Genomic DNA, 16,678 nt, shown 5'->3' with positions numbered 1-16,678 from the left:
CGCCGCCAGGCGCTGAGCATCCTCGAAGGAGACCCGTTCCATGGTTGAATCCCCGAGTCTGGACGCTACCCAAGGATCGGATGCCGCCGAGGGGCCCGGTTCGACACGGGGCTCACAAGCCGGCCGCCAGCTGCTCAGCACGGTGGCCGGGCAGGCGGGCCTGGAGCCGGGAACCCGGGATTGGACCGCACTGGAGCAGCGCTTCGACCGCCACTTCCCTGACCTGTCCAGGCTGTTCCGTTCACTCTATGGGTCGCGGCCCGACGTTGAGGAGCAGCTCGCGGCCCTGGCGCTGGAGGTTGCGCGCTCCTGGAAGGAGCGGCCCGCCGACTTGAAAGTGCTCGACGCAGGCCGCGAAGGCAACAGCGACTGGTTCCAGTCGAACCACATGCTTGGCGGCGTCTGCTACGTGGACCGGTATGCTGCGGACCTGGAGGGGGTCCGCGCCCGCATTCCTTACTTCAAGGAACTCGGCCTGACCTACCTGCACCTGATGCCGCTGTTCCTGGCCCCGGAGCCTATGTCCGACGGCGGCTACGCCGTGTCCAGCTACCGCCAGGTCAACCCAAAGCTGGGCAGCATGGACCAGCTGCGCGCCCTGGCAGCGGAACTGCGCGCCAACGGCATCAGCCTTGTGGTCGACTTCATCTTCAACCACACGTCAAACGAGCACGAGTGGGCCCAGCGGGCCGCCGGGGGCGATCCGCGCTACAGCGACTACTACTGGATCTTTCCGGACCGCACGATGCCCGACGCGTTCGAACAGAACGTGCGCGAAATCTTCCCGGAAGACCACTCCGGCTCCTTCGTGCAGCTGCCGGACGGCCGCTGGGTCTGGGCCACATTCCACACGTTCCAATGGGACCTGAACTACTCCAACCCTGAAGTGTTCCGGGCCATGGCCGGCGAAATGCTGTTCCTCGCCAACCTCGGCGTGGATATTCTGCGGATGGACGCGGTGGCCTTCATCTGGAAGCAGCTGGGGACGCCGTGCGAGAGCCTGCCCGAGGCGCACACCCTGCTGCGGGCGTTCAACGCCGTCTGCCGGCTGGCCGCGCCGTCACTGCTGTTCAAATCCGAGGCGATCGTCCACCCGGACGAGGTGGCCCTGTACATTGATCCCGCAGAGTGCCAGCTCTCCTACAACCCGCTGCAGATGGCACTTACCTGGGAGGCGCTGGCCACGCGGAACGTGTCGCTGCTGGCCCAGGCCCTGGAGCGTCGGCATAACGTTCCGCCGGGGACCTCCTGGGTGAACTATGTGCGGAGCCATGACGACATCGGCTGGACGTTCGCCGACGAGGACGCCGCCGAGTTCGGCATCAACGGCTTCGACCACCGCCGGTTCCTGAACTCGTTCTACGTCAACCGGTTCCCCGGCAGCTTTGCGCACGGCGTGCCGTTCCAGGACAACCCGCGCACCGGCGACTGCCGCATCTCCGGCACCACGGCATCGCTGTGCGGGCTGGAGGACGGTTCGGCGGAGGCGATCCGCCGCGTCCTGCTGGCGCACTCGGTGGCCTTCAGCACCGGCGGCGTTCCGCTGCTCTACCTGGGCGACGAGGTGGGGCAGCTCAATGACTACGGCTACGCCCAGGAGGATGGCCACGAGGCAGACAGCCGGTGGGTGCATCGTCCGCAGTTCCCTGCCGAAAAATATGCGAAGCGGCTGGAGCCGGCCACCCCTGAGGGGGCAGTGTATGCGGGGCTGCGGCGGCTCACGGAGGTCCGCGCGGCAGCTCCCGAGCTGGCCGGCACCCGCCTCGTGCCGTTCACCACCAACAACCCCGCCGTGCTGGCGTACCAGCGGCCCGGTGAGGGGACGGTGGTCCTGGCCCTGGCCAACTTCAGTGACGGCCCCCAGGTAGTGTCTGCTGACACGCTGTCCGGGTTCGCGGCCGAAGCTTTGGACCTGTTTTCCGAGGAGCCGGTCCGGATTGACGAGGGGCTGGTGCTGCGGCCGCAGGACTACGCCTGGCTCAGGGTGGTCCCGGCCTCGTAGGCAACCGGCCGGTTAGGCATCCGCCTTGCTGCGCGCCTTCATGATCTTTCCGGCGACGAAGACACCTGCCAGGACGGCGCACCCTGCGATCACGAGGACCTGCAGCATGCCGGCGTACTCCTCAACCAGGGTCCAGTTCTCGCCGAGGAAGTAGCCCGCCACGATGAGCACCGAATTCCACACCAGGCTGCCGGCAAGGGCCAGGCCGAGGAACGGCAGAACCGGCATGCTTCGATTCCGGTCCGGAATGGAGACCAGGCTGCGGAACAGGGGCAGCAGCCGGCCAAGGAACACGGCCTTGTAGCCGTGGCGGAGGAACCAGGCCTCCACCTTGTCCACGTCCTCGAGGGCCACGAACGGGATCCTGCCGATCATTGCACGCGTCCGCCGCCTGCTGTGCCTGCAAGCTGACGCCGGCTTCCTCCAGGCCGAAGGCCGCGGTGCCGCAGAAGGCCGCGACGACCATGGCCCCAAGGGCTGCTCCGACCCTGCCGGTGCCGACGGTCAGGGGTGCGATGGGTCGGTAGACAATCATGATGGTTCTCCTAGCTCTCCTAGCGGGTATTGTGCTGCGTCCGGCGTTTCCGGCTTCTGGATCAACTGTCCGGCGCCGAGCTGGCTGGGCACTTTCGCCTGTCTGTGCCCAGGCTGTGCATCCTGAAGCCGGCGCCACGGACAGGCGGCCGGATCCGTCGTCCCGGCTGCCCGTTCCGATCAGGCATGATGGAGTCATGCCCACCGCTGACTCGCTCATCACTATTGCCGTCGGCGACGGCCACGTCTCCGGCGCGTACGCGCGGCCGGCCAATTCATTCGCAACGCTCGTGCTGGCCCACGGCGCCGGCGCGGGCATGGAGCATCCGTTTATGCGCGGCTTCACGGGCGCATTGAACGACGACGGCGTCGCCACCTTGCGCTTCAACTTCCCCTACCGCGAGGCGGGACGGAAGTTCCCCGACCGGCCGCCGGCGGCGATTGCCACCTGGCGGGCGGTTATGGCCGAGGCGGCGGCCCGGTCGGAGTCCTCAGGGGATGCCGAGCCGGTGTGGGCGGCCGGCAAATCATTCGGCGGCCGCATGGCCTCCATGGCGGTGGCCGAGGGGATGCCGGCCGCCGGGCTTGTTTACCTTGGCTACCCGCTGCACCCGCCGGGCAAGCCGGAGAAGCTCCGCGACGAGCACCTCTACGGTCTGACTACCCCGATGCTTTTCCTGCAGGGAACACGCGACACCTTCGCCACCCGGGAACTGCTGGAGGGCGTGGTGTCACGGATCGGACCGACGGCCACGCTGCAGTGGTGCGAGGGCGGCGACCACTCGTTCGCGGTTGCCGGCAACAAACGCAGTGCCGAGGACATTGGCGCCTCGCTGGCGGCACCGGTGGCCGCGTTCCTGCGAGCCAATAGCCCAGCGGACTGAGAGTCTACGCTCCGTCTGTAGCTGGCTAGCGCACGGTCCGGGCACAGTTCCCTGCCCTTTCGGGCAGCCCAACCGAGGTGCCCGTACAGGTGCGGTCGAGTCTTCCCCGTGTTCACGAGGGGAATTGCTCTGAACTCACGCCTGCGTTCGGTTCTAAGGGGCAAAGCCCGGCAGTAGGAGCAGAATCGGCGGGTTTCCCTGTCGGTTTCACGACGCCACAATGAAGTCCAGGCTTGCCGGGGGCCCGATTTTTGGCCGGTCGAGTTCAGGAGCATTCTGTGGCAGCTCGAAGCAGGCGAATTTCAACCAAAGGACCGCATTCCACTCGCAGGAATTTCCTTGGCGTCCTGGGCCTGCGAAGTCTTGCAGCGGCGCTGGTCCTGGGTTTCGCCGTCTTCGCCTTCGCCCAAGGGCCGGTCAAAACAGATCATCAGCCTTCCAGCGAGGTCAGGCTGCCAGCCGCTCCCACCGGCAGCGAGGACAAGCATCTTTTGGATCCGAACAACAGCGTCCAATTCAAGGTGCCCTATAAGCCGGTAATCTCAAGCGTGGCGGCCCGTGCGGCCTCCTCACCCGGTCTAGCTTCTTCGCAGCTAAAACGGCCAACCAAAGGCTTCCTGATGGCGCCTCTTGAAGTCCTTGTAAGGACGTCTAAGTTCGGGCCCCGCATTAATCCGATTACCGGTCAGCCTGGTGAGACGCACTGGGGGCAGGATTTTGCTGCCCCCTGTGGAACGCGGGTTTATGCCGCTGATGCTGGCGTCGTCCAGGCCGCAGGCTGGCACCCGTGGGGCGGCGGCAACAGGTTGGAGATTGACCACGGCAACGGCTTAGTAACCACCTATAACCACTTGCTCGCGGTGGCCACTGCAAAGGACCGTAAAGTCCGGGTGGGCGAGGTTATTGCGAAGGTAGGAACTACTGGATCCTCCACGGGGTGTCACCTGCACTTCGAGGTCATTGAGAACAAGGTGCATAAGGACCCGGACTCCTGGAAGCTTCTCGATATTCGGCAGATTGACCAGCTATTGCCAGGCAAGCTGATCAGTTTTGATCCCAGTTCTGTGCAAACGTTGGGCTGGACAATTCCAGCCATTTACGGGACGACCTATCGCAAAGAGACGCGCCCGCCATCAGAGCCACCGACAACAACAAATAGGTGCGAGGCCACCCCACGGCCAGCCGACTGCCCGCCGATAGCAGACAGGTGCAAGGCCACCCCACGGCCAGCCGACTGCCCGCCGATAGCAGACAGGTGCAAGGCCACCCCACGGCCAGCCGACTGCCCGCCGATAGCAGACACGTGCAAGGCCACCCCACGGCCAGCCGACTGCCCGCCGATAGCAGACAGGTGCAAGGCCACCCCACGGCCAGCCGACTGCCCGCCGATAGCAGACAGGTGCAAGGCCAGCCCGCGACCACCCGACTGCCCGCCGATAGCAGACACGTGCAAGGCCACCCCGGACGTCCCCATGGCGGCAGGCTGTTCCCTCCCGCCGGGCTGCACCGCCCAGGCCGATACGCCGGTCACTGCCGGCTGCCCGCTGCCGGCCAACTGCGCCTTCCAAGCCAGCCAACCTGTCGCCGCTGGCTGCCCGCTGCCGGCCAACTGCGCCTTCCAAGCCAGCCAACCTGTCACCGCTGGCTGCCCGCTCCCGGCCAACTGCGCCTACCAACCCGGGGTCGCCGTCACCGCCGGCTGCCCGCTCCCCACCGGCTGCATCATCCAGGCCGACGGCACCATGCCCCCCAACTGTCCCATCCCGGCAGGCTGCGTCATCCAGCCCAACCAACCCGTGACCACGGGGTGCCCCATCCCGGCAGGCTGCGTCACACAGGCCAACAGGACAGTCCCCGACGGATGCCCCCTGCCCGCTGGCTGCGCGTACCAACCCGGGGTCGCCGTCACCGCCGGCTGCCCGCTCCCCACCGGCTGCATCATCCAGGCCGACGGCACCATGCCCCCCAACTGCCCCATCCCGGCAGGCTGCGTCATCCAGCCCAACCAACCTGTCACCGCGGGGTGCCCCATCCCGGCAGGCTGCGTCACTCAGCCCAACAGGACAGTCCCCGACGGATGCCCCCTGCCCGCTGGCTGCGCGTACCAACCCGGGGTCGCCGTCACCGCCGGCTGCCCGCTCCCCACCGGCTGCATCATCCAGGCCGACGGCACCATGCCCCCCAACTGTCCCATCCCGGCAGGCTGCGTCATCCAGCCCAACCAACCCGTGGCCGCGGGCTGCCCCATCCCGGCAGCCTGCGTCACTCAGCCCAACACGCCAGTTCCCGACGGATGCCCCCTGCCCGCTGGCTGCGCCTACCAACCAGGGGCCGCCATGCCCGCGGGCTGCCCGCTCCCCACCGGCTGCGGGGTGCAGGCACAATTGCCGGCCACGTGTCCGCTGCCGCTCGAGTGCCAAGTACCGCCGGAGCAGTTGCCGCCCTGGTGTCCTAAGCCACCTGCGTCAGGCGAGGAGCCTAAGGCTTACAGCAGTCGACCGGCATGGGAAAGCCCCGTCACCCGTGAGTCAGCGAGAACCGCCTTACGAGTGACGACGTTCGGCCTGATCCTGTTTCCCGCCAGTCATTAGACTGTGCTTGCGTGTTGCTCAGGCGTGCGCGGCCGCCGGCGCCACGTTGCCCGGGACCGGTTCGTGCCGCAGGTAGCTGCGGCGGAACCGGCCCGTGCCGGCGGTCAGCGCCCGCAGCTGCACCGCATATCGGAGGAGTTCCCCGTCCGGGACCTCGGCGGTGACCTCCGTGGTGTCCCCGCCGGACGACGTCGTGCCCGTGAGCCGGCCACGGCGTGACGAGAGGTCGCTCATCACGGCGCCCACGTACTCGTCCGGGATGCTGATGGTGACGGCGGAGACGGGCTCCAGCAGCTGGATGCGGCCGGCGGCTGCGGCCTCGCGAAGGGCCAGCGCGCCGGCGGACTGGAAGGCGGCGTCCGAAGAGTCAACGCTGTGGGCCTTGCCGCCCACCAGTGTCACCCGGATGTCCACTACCGGGAAGCCCGCAGAAACACCCTTCTGCATCTGCGACCGCACACCCTTCTCCACCGAGCCGATGAACTGGTTCGGCACCACCCCGCCCACGGTCTTGTCCACGAACTCGAAGCCAGCCCCGCGTTCGAGCGCCTCCACCTCGATGTCGCAGATGGCGTACTGGCCGTGGCCGCCGGACTGCTTGACATAGCGCCCGTGACCGGCAGCGGGCGCGGCGAAGGTCTCCCGCAGCGGTGTCACCACGGGCACGGTCTGCAGCTTCACGCCCTGGTCCCGCAGCCGGTCCAGGACCACCTCGCCGTGGGCCTCGCCCATGCACCAGAGGATCAGCTGGTGGGTTTCCGAGTTGCGCTCCACCCGGAGGGTCGGGTCGCCGGCGGCCACCTTGCCCAGGCTCTTGGCGAGGGCGTCCTCGTCGCTGCGGGTGGCGGCCTCGACGGCGACCGGCATGAGCGGTTCCGGCATGTCCCAGGCGGTGATCAGCAGCGGAGCGTCCTTCGCGGACACGGTATCGCCGGTTTCGGCGCTGCCCAGTTTGGTGATGGCGCAGATGTCGCCTGCCACCGCGTACGGGACGGGCTTCAGGCTTGCCCCCATTGGGGAGTAGAGGTGTGTGAGGCGCTCATCGCTGTCGTGGTCCTCGTGGCCCCGTTCGGCCAGGCCGCGGCCGCTGACGTGCACTGCGGAATCTTCGCGCAGTGTGCCGGAAAAGACGCGCACCAGGCAGACCCGGCCCAGGAACGGGTCCATGGTGGTGCGCACCACCTCACCGGCAAGCGGCCCGTCCGGGTCGCAGGTCAGCGGGCCAGCCGGTTCCCCGGCAAGGTCCGTCACGTCCGGCACGGCACCCTCCAGCGGTGTCGGGAATGCCCGGGTCAGCATGTCCAAGAGCTCCGCGATCCCCACGCCTTTTTCGGCCGAGGTTGGCAGGACGGGAAAGAACGATCCGCGCGAGACTGCGGTCTCGAGGTCGCCGACCAGGACGTCGACGTCGATATCCTCACCGCCGAGGTAACGGTCCATGAGCGACTCGTCCTCGCTCTCGGAGATGATGCCCTCGATCAGCGTGCCGCGCTCCGATTCCACGGCTGCGAGTTCCTCCGCGGTGGCCTCCCGGACCGCGGGCGCCGGGGACTCGCCGTCGTACTCCGAGACCTGCCCGGACAGCAGCCCCAGCAGTCCCGTGGCGCCGCCGTCCCCGCGGACGGGCAGGTAGGCGGGCACCACCGACTGGCCAAAGGCGCTCTGGCAGGCGGCCAGGGCGGCGTCGAAATTCGCCCGCGGGTGGTCCAGCCGGCTGATCACCACTGCCCGGGGCGTGTCCAGCTGGGCGCACTCTGCCCACAGTGCGGTGGTGGCGGCGTCGATGCCGTCCACGGCCGACACCACGAACAGTGCCGCGTCCGCAGCGCGCAGCCCCGCCCGCAATTCGCCGGTGAAGTCCCCGTAGCCCGGCGTGTCCAGCAGGTTCACCTTGACGCCGTCGTAAATCAGCGGCGCCACCGAAAGCACCACGGAGCGCTGCTGGTGGATCTCGGACGGTTCTGCATCGCTGACCGTGTTGCCGTCAACGATGGAACCCATCCGCGGGATGGTCCCGGCGGCGGCGAGCAGGGCCTCGAGCAGCATTGTTTTGCCGGCCCCGGAGTGTCCCACAAGCGCGACGTTGCGGATGCCCTCCGGCTTGTCCACCGGCGCTCCGGCCGACGCGTCCGCCCGCCGGAGGTCGGAACTGCCGCGGCCGGGACCCTTGCCCCGGCCATTAGTGCTCTTTACCGACATGACCATCTCCCGGCGTGCTAGTCGTGAGCCGCCAAGCGGCCTTGGTAAGACGATTCGACACCTAAAGCCGCTGATCAGCAAGGGGTCGCGTCCCGGCAACGCCGGTCCGACGGCGCGGCGGCGGGGCTCTCCGGAGCCGGCACCGGCGCTACGTAATACCCGTTGCGGCGTCCCGCCGGTAGGGGGACGATGGATACCGTGGCCGCACGGCCGGCCCATGCCATCCGACTAGTCGCCAGGGAGCGGTCGATGAGTGCGTGGAATGAAAATATCGGTGCAGGATCATCGGGACTGACAGCGGTGACCGTGGTGGAAGGTTCCTCGTTCTGCATCTCCGCCGAGAGCGGGGACGTGTTTCCCGGCCAGCCGCAGGGTGCTTTCTACCAGGACACACGGATTCTGTCCCGCTGGCAGCTGACGGTCGACGGCGTTCCGCTGGAACCGCTGTCCGGCCAGACCCGCGAACCCTACCGGGCGGTTTTCGTCGGCAGGCCCCGCGGGGCCAACGGGGCGGTGGAAAGCCCGCTGGTGGTGGAGCACAGCCGCCAGGTGGGGCCCGGACTGCGTGACGACATCAAAGTCCACAACTACTCGGAACAACCGCGGACCTGCCGGATCCAGATCAGGGTGGACGCGGACCTGAGTGACCTGTTCGACGTCAAGGGCGGAAAGGTGGTGCCGTCCGCCGAGCACAGCCGGCAGTGCAGGGCCGACGCCCTGCAGATTGACGCCATGCGCAACGGCATCCACCGCGGCGTGGTCATCAGCGCCCACGGAGCCACGGTCACCGAGGATGCCCTGACGTTCGACGCCGAACTTGCCCCCCGAGGCGTTTGGACGGCCAGCGTATTCACCACCCCACTGGTTGACGGCGCCGGGCCGGAGCAGCCGTTCACGCATGAGTCGGCTCCGCACGTGGGCGCCCAGCGCTACGCCGCGTGGGAGGAACACGTTCCCCGGCTGACCGTTACGGACAAGAACGTGGAGAAGGTCCTGACCCGCAGCCAGGAGGACCTGGGCGCCCTCCGGATCTTCGACCCCGACCACCCGGAGCGGGCAGCCGTCGCCGCAGGTGCCCCGTGGTTCATGGCCCTGTTCGGCAGGGACTCTATCCTGTCCTCCTACATGGCGCTGCCGGTGGACCCGAAGCTGGCGGCTGGGACCCTGCTGACCCTCGCCTCCCTGCAGGGTCAAAAGGTTGACCCGAACACCGAGGAGGAACCCGGCAGGATCCTGCATGAGGTGCGGCTGGGCGTCACCGCCGGACTGGCACTCGGCGGCAGCCAGGCGTACTACGGCACCGCGGACGCGACGCCCCTGTTCGTGTCTTTGCTGGCGGAGCTCGGGCGCTGGGGCCTGGCGGGCGACCTGCTGGAGTCGCTCCTGCCGCACGCGGACCGGGCCCTGGAATGGGTGGAGCATTACGGGGACCGCGACGGCGACGGCTTCGTGGAGTACCAGCGCGCCAACGAACACGGCCTGCTGAACCAGGGCTGGAAGGACTCCTGGGACGGGATCAACTTCGCCGACGGCCGGTTGGCGGAGGCGCCCATCGCCCTGTGCGAGGTGCAGGGCTACGTCTACGCTGCCTACCTCGGACGAGCGCTGCTCGCCCAGCAGCTGGGCGACGAGGAGACCGCCGCCAAATGGAACCGCCGCGCCGCCGATATCAAGGCCAAGTTCAACGAGAAGTTCTGGCTCCCCGAGCGGGGATACTTTGCCGTGGCCCTGGACAAGGACAAGCGTCCGGTGGATGCCTGCGCCTCCAACATGGGCCATTGCCTCTGGGTGGGAATAGTTGACGCCGACAAGGCACCCCTGGTGGCCAAGCGGCTGATGTCCCCGGAGATGTTCACGGGCTGGGGAATCCGGACGCTCGCCTCGGACATGGGCGCCTACAACCCCGTGAGTTACCACAACGGTTCGGTGTGGCCGCACGACACAGCACTGGTGGCCGCGGGGCTGATGCGGTACGGGTTCGTCGAGGAGGCCACGCTAATCGCCACCGGCCTGTTCGATGCGGCGGAACAATTCGACGGTCGGCTGCCGGAACTGTTCTGCGGGTTCTCGCGGGACGATTTCCCTGACCCGGTGCCGTTCCCCACGTCGTGCTCACCGCAGGCATGGGCTTCCGCCGCGCCGGTGCACCTGATGCGGACCCTCCTGCGCTTCGATCCCCTACTAACCCGGGCGGAGGTCTGCCTGGCACCGGTGCTGCCGACGGAGTTCGGCAGCTTCCGCGCGGACAATGTTCAGATGGACCATTCCCGGATCACCCTGAGCGCCACCGGCAGCCAGGGATCCATTGACGGACTGCCGCAGGGCACGAAAGTACTCAACGAGCCGCGGCCGCCGCTGGAGCGGCTGATGGCACCTTAAGGAATATGGCACCGTAACTTCGGTGCACCCACAACTGAATGGTCTCAGTAGTTGAACGGTCACAGTACATCCGGACAAGGGAGCTGCGGATGCGTATCGGTTTGATTGCGGGGCCTTGGTATCCGATTCCCCCCGCTTGGGTACGGCGGCATCGAACTGGTGGTCGACGCCCTGGCCAGGGGATTTTCCAGGGCGGGCCATGAGGTGCTGCTTGCCGCCGCCGCGGACAGCACCTGCCCGGTGGATAGGCTCCCCGGGATGCGTACCTCCGAGCCCGACCTCGTTGGATTCACCTCCTCGGAACTCAGCCACATCATTGGCGCGTATGCCGGCATGGACGGCATGGTGGATCTGGTCCATGACCACACACTCGCAGGTCCGCTCTACCGCGGCCGTCCCGAGGGGCTGCCGGTGGTGACCACCATCCACAGCGACCTCACGCCCTCCTTCGCCGCTGTCTACGGCGCAGCAGCCCGGGACACAAGCCTGATCGCCATCTCCAAGAGCCAGGTCAGCAGCGCGCTGGCAGACCGGGTGGCGGCCATCATTCCCCACGGCATGGAAGTGGCCGGCGTTCCGGTGGGGCATGGGAAGGGCGGCTACGCGTGTTTCCTTGGCCGGATGTGCCCCGACAAAGGCGTCGTGGAGGCCATCAGGGTGGCCCAGCTGGCCGGGGTTCGGCTCCGGATCGCCGCGAAGATGCGGGAGCCGGCCGAAGTGCAGTACTACCACGAGGTGGTGGAGCCGCTGGAGGGCCCGGACGTGGAGTTCCTGGGCGAGGTGGGTGGCGCGGAGAAATACAAACTGCTCGGGGAAGCGATCGCCCTGCTCAATCCCATCCAGTGGATGGAACCGTTCGGGCTGGTGATGATCGAAGCGATGGCCACCGGCACACCCGTCGTGGCCACACCCATGGGGTCAGCGCCCGAAATCGTCGACGACGGCGTCAACGGCTACCTGGCCGAAGCACCGGAGGACTTGGCCCGCCTCCTAGTGCGCGCGGCGGACCTGGACCGCAGGACGGTCCGGACCCAGGCCGAGGAGCGCTTCAGCACCGAGCGCATGGTTAATGCCCATTTGGCCCTGTACGCCCGGCTGACAGGTGTGGCCTCCGCCCGGTAGTCGCTTCTGCCCAGTGACGTCCGCCCGAAAATCACGTCCGCCGTAGTCAGTTCCGCGAGGCAGTAAGTTCCGCGGGGCAGTAAGTTCCGCGGGGTAGTCAGTTCCGCGAGGCAGTAAGTTCCGCGGGGTAGTCACTTCCTGGAGTTGGTACGTGCGGTCGCCGTCGCGGTCCAAGGGTCCTCGGGCCAGGGGTGCTTGGGGTAGCGGCCCCGCATCTCGGCGCGGACCTGCGCGTACGGCCCCGACCAGAAGGAGGCGAGGTCGTCCGTCACGGCCAGCGGCCGCCGGGCCGGCGACAGCAGATGGAACTGCACCGCCACCCGTCCGCCGGCCAGCCGCGGCGTCCGGTCCCACCCGAAGCATTCCTGGAGTTTGACGGCCACTACCGGCCTGCCGCCATCGTCCCCGGGTGCGGGATAGTCGATCCGGACGCGGGAGCCACTGGGAACCTCCAGGAACTCCGGAGCCAGCTCGCCGAGGCCGGCGGCGTCGGGCCACGGCAGCAGGCGCCGCAGAGGATCCGTCAGGTCGATGCCGGAGGTGGCGGCACCACCGGCCAGCGCCTCCAGCTCCGGACCGAGCCAGTCGTCGAGCCGGGACAGCAAGGCCTGCTCTGACATATCCGGCCAGGGTTCGCCCAGTTCCCGGTGCAGCAGGGCGAGACGGCGGCGCAGTCCGTCGGCCGCCGTCGACCATCCGATGACTCCCAGCCCCTGTTCCTCCAGCGCCTGGGCCACGGCGGCGCGGGCCTCCCCCGCGGAAGCCCGCACGGGCGTGGAGGAGAGCGAAATGGCGCCCAGCCGCCGCTCCCGGCGAGCCGTCACCCGGCCCTGGCTGAACGTTGCCTCCACCGAATCGAGCAGCAGGTGCGCCGCGGCGGCCTCGGCGGTGTCCGCCGCCAGCGGTGCGGCGGAGCGGATCACCGCACCGGTCCCGGCGGCATCCCGCCCATCCGCCCGCGCAACCTCAGCCACCGCCAGCCATTCGTGCCCCGCAAGCGGGCTGCCGGCGGGAAGCCCTGCCCGGGTGCCGGAGGTCAGCAGGTAACGCTCCGGCCCGTCCCCGGGGACCCGGCGGGCCACCCGGTCCGGGAACGCCAGTGCCACCACCAGACCGATCTGTTCGGCGGTTCCTGCCGGCACGGCGAGAACCGGCACATCGACGGAGGGAAGCCCGACGACGGTCCCCGCCTGGCGTGCCAGCGTGCCCAGCCGCCGCGCCTCCTCCGCCCAGGGCTTGGATGCCGGGTCCTTGCCCGAGCGAAGCGCCGACACGAGCCGCGGCAGGTCGGCTCCGATTGCCCGCTGGTCCCCTGCGACGGCGGCCACCACCTCCGCGGCAGTTCCGTAACCTCTCGTTCCGGAACCGGCGCGGCCGGCCGAACCGCCGCCCAGCAGCGCCGACCCGACCAGCAGGGCCCGTCCCAGCCGCGGATCGGCCGGGATGCGCGCCAAGGCTTTGCCCAAGTCCGTGGCGTGGCCGTCCTCCGTAACCGCGCCAAGCTCGCGCAGCACCTCGACCGCGTCGCCCATCGCTGCCGGCGGCGGGGCGTCCGGAAGGATCAGCCCGCGGCCGCCGGGTGCGCCCCAACAGGCCAGGATCAGGGCGGCGCCCGTCAGGTCGGACACGGCGATCTCAGGCGTTTGGTGAGCGGGCGCAGCGCCTAGGGTCTTCTGGTCATAGCAGCGGACCACCTTCCCCGGCCCCTGCCGCGCCGCACGTCCGGCGCGCTGCTCCGCGGAGGCCCGGGAGCAGGAGACGGTGACCAGGCCGGTCATGCCGCGGCCTGCGTCGCGGCGCGGTTCCCGGGACAGCCCGGCGTCGACCACGAGCCGGACGCCGGGCACCGTCAGCGACGACTCGGCAAGTCCCGTGGAGACGATGATCCGGGCGAAATCCCCCGGCTGGCGCCCGGACACGGCACGGTCCTGGGCCGCGGGGCTGACCTGGCCATGCAGTTCCAGGATTTCGACGCCGGGACCCACCCTGGTGCGCAGCCGCCCGGCCACATGGGACACCTCCCGCGCGCCTGGCAGGAACACCAGGGCGTCGGTGCTGGCGTCCGAGGCAAGGGCTTCCGCGTAGGACGCGGCGGCACTGTCCGCCACATGATCCAGGAATGCGCGCGTCACTCCGCGACTGTCCAGTCGCGCCACAGGGGCGGGCGCCCATGCCGTTTGCAGCGGGTGCAGCGCGGAAGGGCAGTCGACGACGGGAGCCGGCCCGCCGCCGTCGGCCTCCTCTATTTGCTCTCCGCCGGGATCCGCGCCGAGCAGCGCCACGAACCGCGGCGCGTCGAGGGTGGCCGACATGGCAACGAGCATGAGGTCGCCGCGCAGGTGGCGCACCTCGCCGAGCAGGCCCAGCAGCAGATCGGTTTCCAGGCCGCGTTCGTGCACCTCATCGAGGATGACGGCAGCGGTGCCGTCCAGGCCCGGGTCAGCCAGCAGTCGGCGCAGCAGGATGCCGGGGGTCACGAACTCGATCAGGGTGCCGGGACCAGCCTGCCGTTCGCCTCGGACGCTATACCCCACCCTGTCCCCCAGCTTCGTCCCCTCGAGAGAAGCAAGGCGGCGGGCGGCCGACCGGGCGGCGACCCGGCGCGGCTGTGTCACCACGATGCGCGGCTTCCCATCCTTGGCGGCTGCCTGTGCCAGGTTGGCAACCAGCGGAGGCACCAGTGTCGTTTTGCCGGTGCCGGGCGGGGCCTGGACCACTGCTGCTCCGCCGTCACCCTGCTTTTGGAGCACGCCGGCCAGCTCCGCCAGCGACTCCGCAAAGACCAGGCCGGAACCGATCGCCTGCAGGCTGAAGGGTGCGGAAGGTGCCAGGGCGTCCTGTGGGGCATCTTGCGGGAGGGGTGCGGAAGTCACCCCTCCATTGTGCCGGTCGGTACGGGCGGCACCTGTGCGCGTGCTCCGTCGTGCTTCAGCCCGGCTACCACCAGCCCCGCGCTGCTCGGGACAGGCGGTCTCCTAGGCAGCTATGTATGCTGCCCAGTCGGGCCACGGATCCACCGGGAATGATGAGCCCGAGCTGTCGAAATCGTCGGGGTCGACGATATCGTCCGGGTCGACGAACCCGTCGGGATCATGCCAATTTGGCACTTCTGGCATGTCTTGGGCGGGCGGCGCTTCTGGCCAGGTGGGTGGTTCCCAGTCCTGATACTCGGCCGGGTAGGACCGTCCCGACGGCGAAATCCAGCCGGGCGGTTTGTCACGGGTGGCGCCGACCGGTCTCCACGCCGTGGCGTGTTTCAGGCGATGGTGTTTCGGGCAGGGCTGGCCGAGGTTGGCGACGCCGGTGCCGCCGCCAGCTGCCCAGGCCAGGATGTGGTCGGCCTCGTTGTCCAGGGAGTGGTTGTTGCAGTTGGGGAACGTGCACTTGGCGTCGCGGAGCCGCAGCCACTGGCGCATTGGTTTTGTTAGCCGGTAGCTGGTGCGTCCGATCTCCAGGGGCGCCCCGTCGCGGGGGTCGGTGAGGACGCGGTGGAATGATGTTGCGCCGTCGGCGACGAGCCGGCGGGCCATGGACGGCGGGATCGGCCCGTACCCGTCGAGTGTGGCCGGCTCATCGGACAGGCCGAGCATCGAGAACACCGGCACGGTGACCAGGACCTGCGCCGTGGGGGACGGCACACCACCGGCCAGCGCATCACCGGCCGGCATAAGACCGGACGGCACGCCACCGGCCAGAGGATCACCGGCTGGCGCATCACCGGCGGGCATCTCACGGGCCGGCGTAGAGTCTGCGGGCAGGACATCTGGGGGCGGGCCGTCAACCGCGCCGTCAACCGGGTGGCCTGCGGTGAGCAGCCACGTGGCGAAGGCATCGACGCGGAGCTGGGTCAGGGTCCGGGACTCGGTGGGGCCCTGCATGGCGCGGGCGGCGGCGGTGGTGCGGTTCCAGATCCCGGCCGCCTGGTCCGCCGGCAGGTACGCCGAGAACCAGGCCATGCCGTCCCGGTCCGGGGCATACTCCAGCCGCCGGTCCTTCACACTCTTGGTGTGCCGGGTCTCGATGCTGACCGGATGATGCCGCTCCCGCCAATACCGTGCCTTGGCCCGGAACCTGCCCGGAGTCAGCTCCCCCGCCGGGCACCCCCGCGCGTACCCCGGCGCGTCCGGGTCGAGGAAGTGCGCCTCAAACGCCGCGGCCGCTTCCGGCGACAGCCCGTCCGTTTCCTCGCACATGATGCGCACGTGCTGCCAGGACAGTTTTCCTGACCCCAGCGCGGCGAGCGCCAACGGCCGGTCCGTGGTCAGCGCGGCGGATTCGACCAGCAACCGCTCCGCCGAGCCCTCGCTGACGGTCAGTGCGCCAGCGACCTCCGCAGTCATGGACATCCGCCGGACGGTTTGGTCCTGCACGGACGCGCCAGGCGGAGTCATGGCCTCCTCCGCCTCCGCGTAACCGGCGACCAGGTTGACCTTTACGGCCGCCAGCCGCGCCTCCATCCTGGCCACCCCAGCCAGACCGTCCAGGCACACCTCCGCCTGATCCCCCAGCGGATCCGCCTCAACCGGCAGCGAACCCGGCTGATCTCCCAGCGGATCCGCCTCATCCTGCGGCGATACGGCGCCCGCCGGGCCCGGATCAGCTACCCGACGGAGCTCAGCAGCCAGCGCAAGCGCGGAGGCACTGATGGCCTCCAACGTCTTCGCAGCTGCCTCGTTATCCATACCCACAGCATGACAGGGGGCACCGACATTAAAGGGTGGGCGGAGCACCACAGGCGGGCCGGATCGAAAAAAGTTTTTTGATCCAATCCAGAGCGGCAACCAGGTGGCAGCTCAGGGCGTTCCCAGCCCCGAGAACGCCCTGAGCCGCCACCCAGATGGGCACACAGCTGAGCCAAAAGCCCCCGCGCCGCGCCGCCATCGGGCAGCGATCGAGGCCCTTGCGGCGGGGCACCCGGCCCGGATCACCCCCTGGTTCTTTTCGTCACAAGGCCGAGCAATGGATCG

The 16,678-nt window shown here is 68.8% G+C and carries 9 protein-coding genes; 5 read left to right on the top strand and 4 right to left on the bottom strand.

Features of this window, described 5'->3' with window-relative positions; translation table 11 throughout:
- The first annotated feature begins 40 nt into the window (after positions 1-40).
- A complete protein-coding gene (locus tag ACHMXB_RS05885; RefSeq protein WP_395403596.1) occupies positions 41-2,002 on the top strand; it encodes an amylosucrase in 1,962 nt (653 codons plus the stop codon).
- 12 nt (positions 2,003-2,014) lie between these two features.
- Here the strand turns inward: ACHMXB_RS05885 and ACHMXB_RS05880 are convergent, their stop codons facing one another.
- Positions 2,015-2,377: a DedA family protein gene (locus ACHMXB_RS05880; RefSeq protein ID WP_395403594.1), complete on the bottom strand. Its 363-nt coding sequence runs from the start codon at positions 2,375-2,377 to the stop codon at positions 2,015-2,017.
- A 356-nt stretch (positions 2,378-2,733) separates the two neighbouring features.
- On the opposite strand from ACHMXB_RS05880, the gene ACHMXB_RS05875 reads away from it, so the two are divergent.
- Positions 2,734-3,420, top strand: coding sequence for an alpha/beta family hydrolase (locus ACHMXB_RS05875; protein ID WP_395403592.1), 687 nt, complete (start codon positions 2,734-2,736; stop codon positions 3,418-3,420).
- Between the two features lie 620 nt (positions 3,421-4,040).
- Positions 4,041-6,011: a peptidoglycan DD-metalloendopeptidase family protein gene (locus ACHMXB_RS05870; RefSeq protein ID WP_395403590.1), complete on the top strand. Its 1,971-nt coding sequence runs from the start codon at positions 4,041-4,043 to the stop codon at positions 6,009-6,011.
- Between the two features lie 18 nt (positions 6,012-6,029).
- Here ACHMXB_RS05870 and ACHMXB_RS05865 read toward each other — a convergent pair whose 3' ends face one another.
- Positions 6,030-8,210 (bottom strand): elongation factor G-like protein EF-G2, encoded by a 2,181-nt coding sequence (locus ACHMXB_RS05865; protein ID WP_395403588.1) that lies wholly within the window; start codon positions 8,208-8,210, stop codon positions 6,030-6,032.
- 249 nt (positions 8,211-8,459) lie between these two features.
- On the opposite strand from ACHMXB_RS05865, the gene ACHMXB_RS05860 reads away from it, so the two are divergent.
- Both ACHMXB_RS05860 and ACHMXB_RS05855 read left to right on the top strand, forming a co-directional pair.
- Positions 8,460-10,589: a glycogen debranching N-terminal domain-containing protein gene (locus ACHMXB_RS05860; RefSeq protein WP_395403586.1), complete on the top strand. Its 2,130-nt coding sequence runs from the start codon at positions 8,460-8,462 to the stop codon at positions 10,587-10,589.
- A 159-nt stretch (positions 10,590-10,748) separates the two neighbouring features.
- A complete protein-coding gene (locus ACHMXB_RS05855; protein ID WP_395403584.1) occupies positions 10,749-11,711 on the top strand; it encodes a glycosyltransferase in 963 nt (320 codons plus the stop codon).
- Between the two features lie 131 nt (positions 11,712-11,842).
- Here the strand turns inward: ACHMXB_RS05855 and hrpB are convergent, their stop codons facing one another.
- Complete coding sequence (gene hrpB / locus ACHMXB_RS05850; RefSeq protein WP_395403582.1) at positions 11,843-14,584, bottom strand: ATP-dependent helicase HrpB; 2,742 nt, start codon at positions 14,582-14,584, stop codon at positions 11,843-11,845.
- A 102-nt stretch (positions 14,585-14,686) separates the two neighbouring features.
- Positions 14,687-16,393, bottom strand: coding sequence for a DUF222 domain-containing protein (locus tag ACHMXB_RS05845; RefSeq protein WP_395403580.1), 1,707 nt, complete (start codon positions 16,391-16,393; stop codon positions 14,687-14,689).
- Positions 16,394-16,678: the final 285 nt, after the last annotated feature.

This window comes from Arthrobacter sp. UC242_113 (assembly GCF_044054585.1).
Taxonomy (GTDB): Bacteria; Actinomycetota; Actinomycetes; order Actinomycetales; family Micrococcaceae; genus Arthrobacter.
Note: the sequence above shows the minus strand (reverse complement) of the source record. Positions and strands in the feature narration are given on the sequence as shown.

What these genes read in the sequence shown, in the direction of transcription:
- ACHMXB_RS05885 (WP_395403596.1), top strand. Translation starts at nt 41, where the DNA reads ATGGTTGAATCCCCGAGTCTGGACGCTACCCAAGGATCGGATGCCGCC.
- ACHMXB_RS05880 (WP_395403594.1), bottom strand. Translation starts at nt 2,377, where the DNA reads ATGATCGGCAGGATCCCGTTCGTGGCCCTCGAGGACGTGGACAAGGTG.
- ACHMXB_RS05875 (WP_395403592.1), top strand. Translation starts at nt 2,734, where the DNA reads ATGCCCACCGCTGACTCGCTCATCACTATTGCCGTCGGCGACGGCCAC.
- ACHMXB_RS05870 (WP_395403590.1), top strand. Translation starts at nt 4,041, where the DNA reads ATGGCGCCTCTTGAAGTCCTTGTAAGGACGTCTAAGTTCGGGCCCCGC.
- ACHMXB_RS05865 (WP_395403588.1), bottom strand. Translation starts at nt 8,210, where the DNA reads ATGTCGGTAAAGAGCACTAATGGCCGGGGCAAGGGTCCCGGCCGCGGC.
- ACHMXB_RS05860 (WP_395403586.1), top strand. Translation starts at nt 8,460, where the DNA reads ATGAGTGCGTGGAATGAAAATATCGGTGCAGGATCATCGGGACTGACA.
- ACHMXB_RS05845 (WP_395403580.1), bottom strand. Translation starts at nt 16,393, where the DNA reads ATGGATAACGAGGCAGCTGCGAAGACGTTGGAGGCCATCAGTGCCTCC.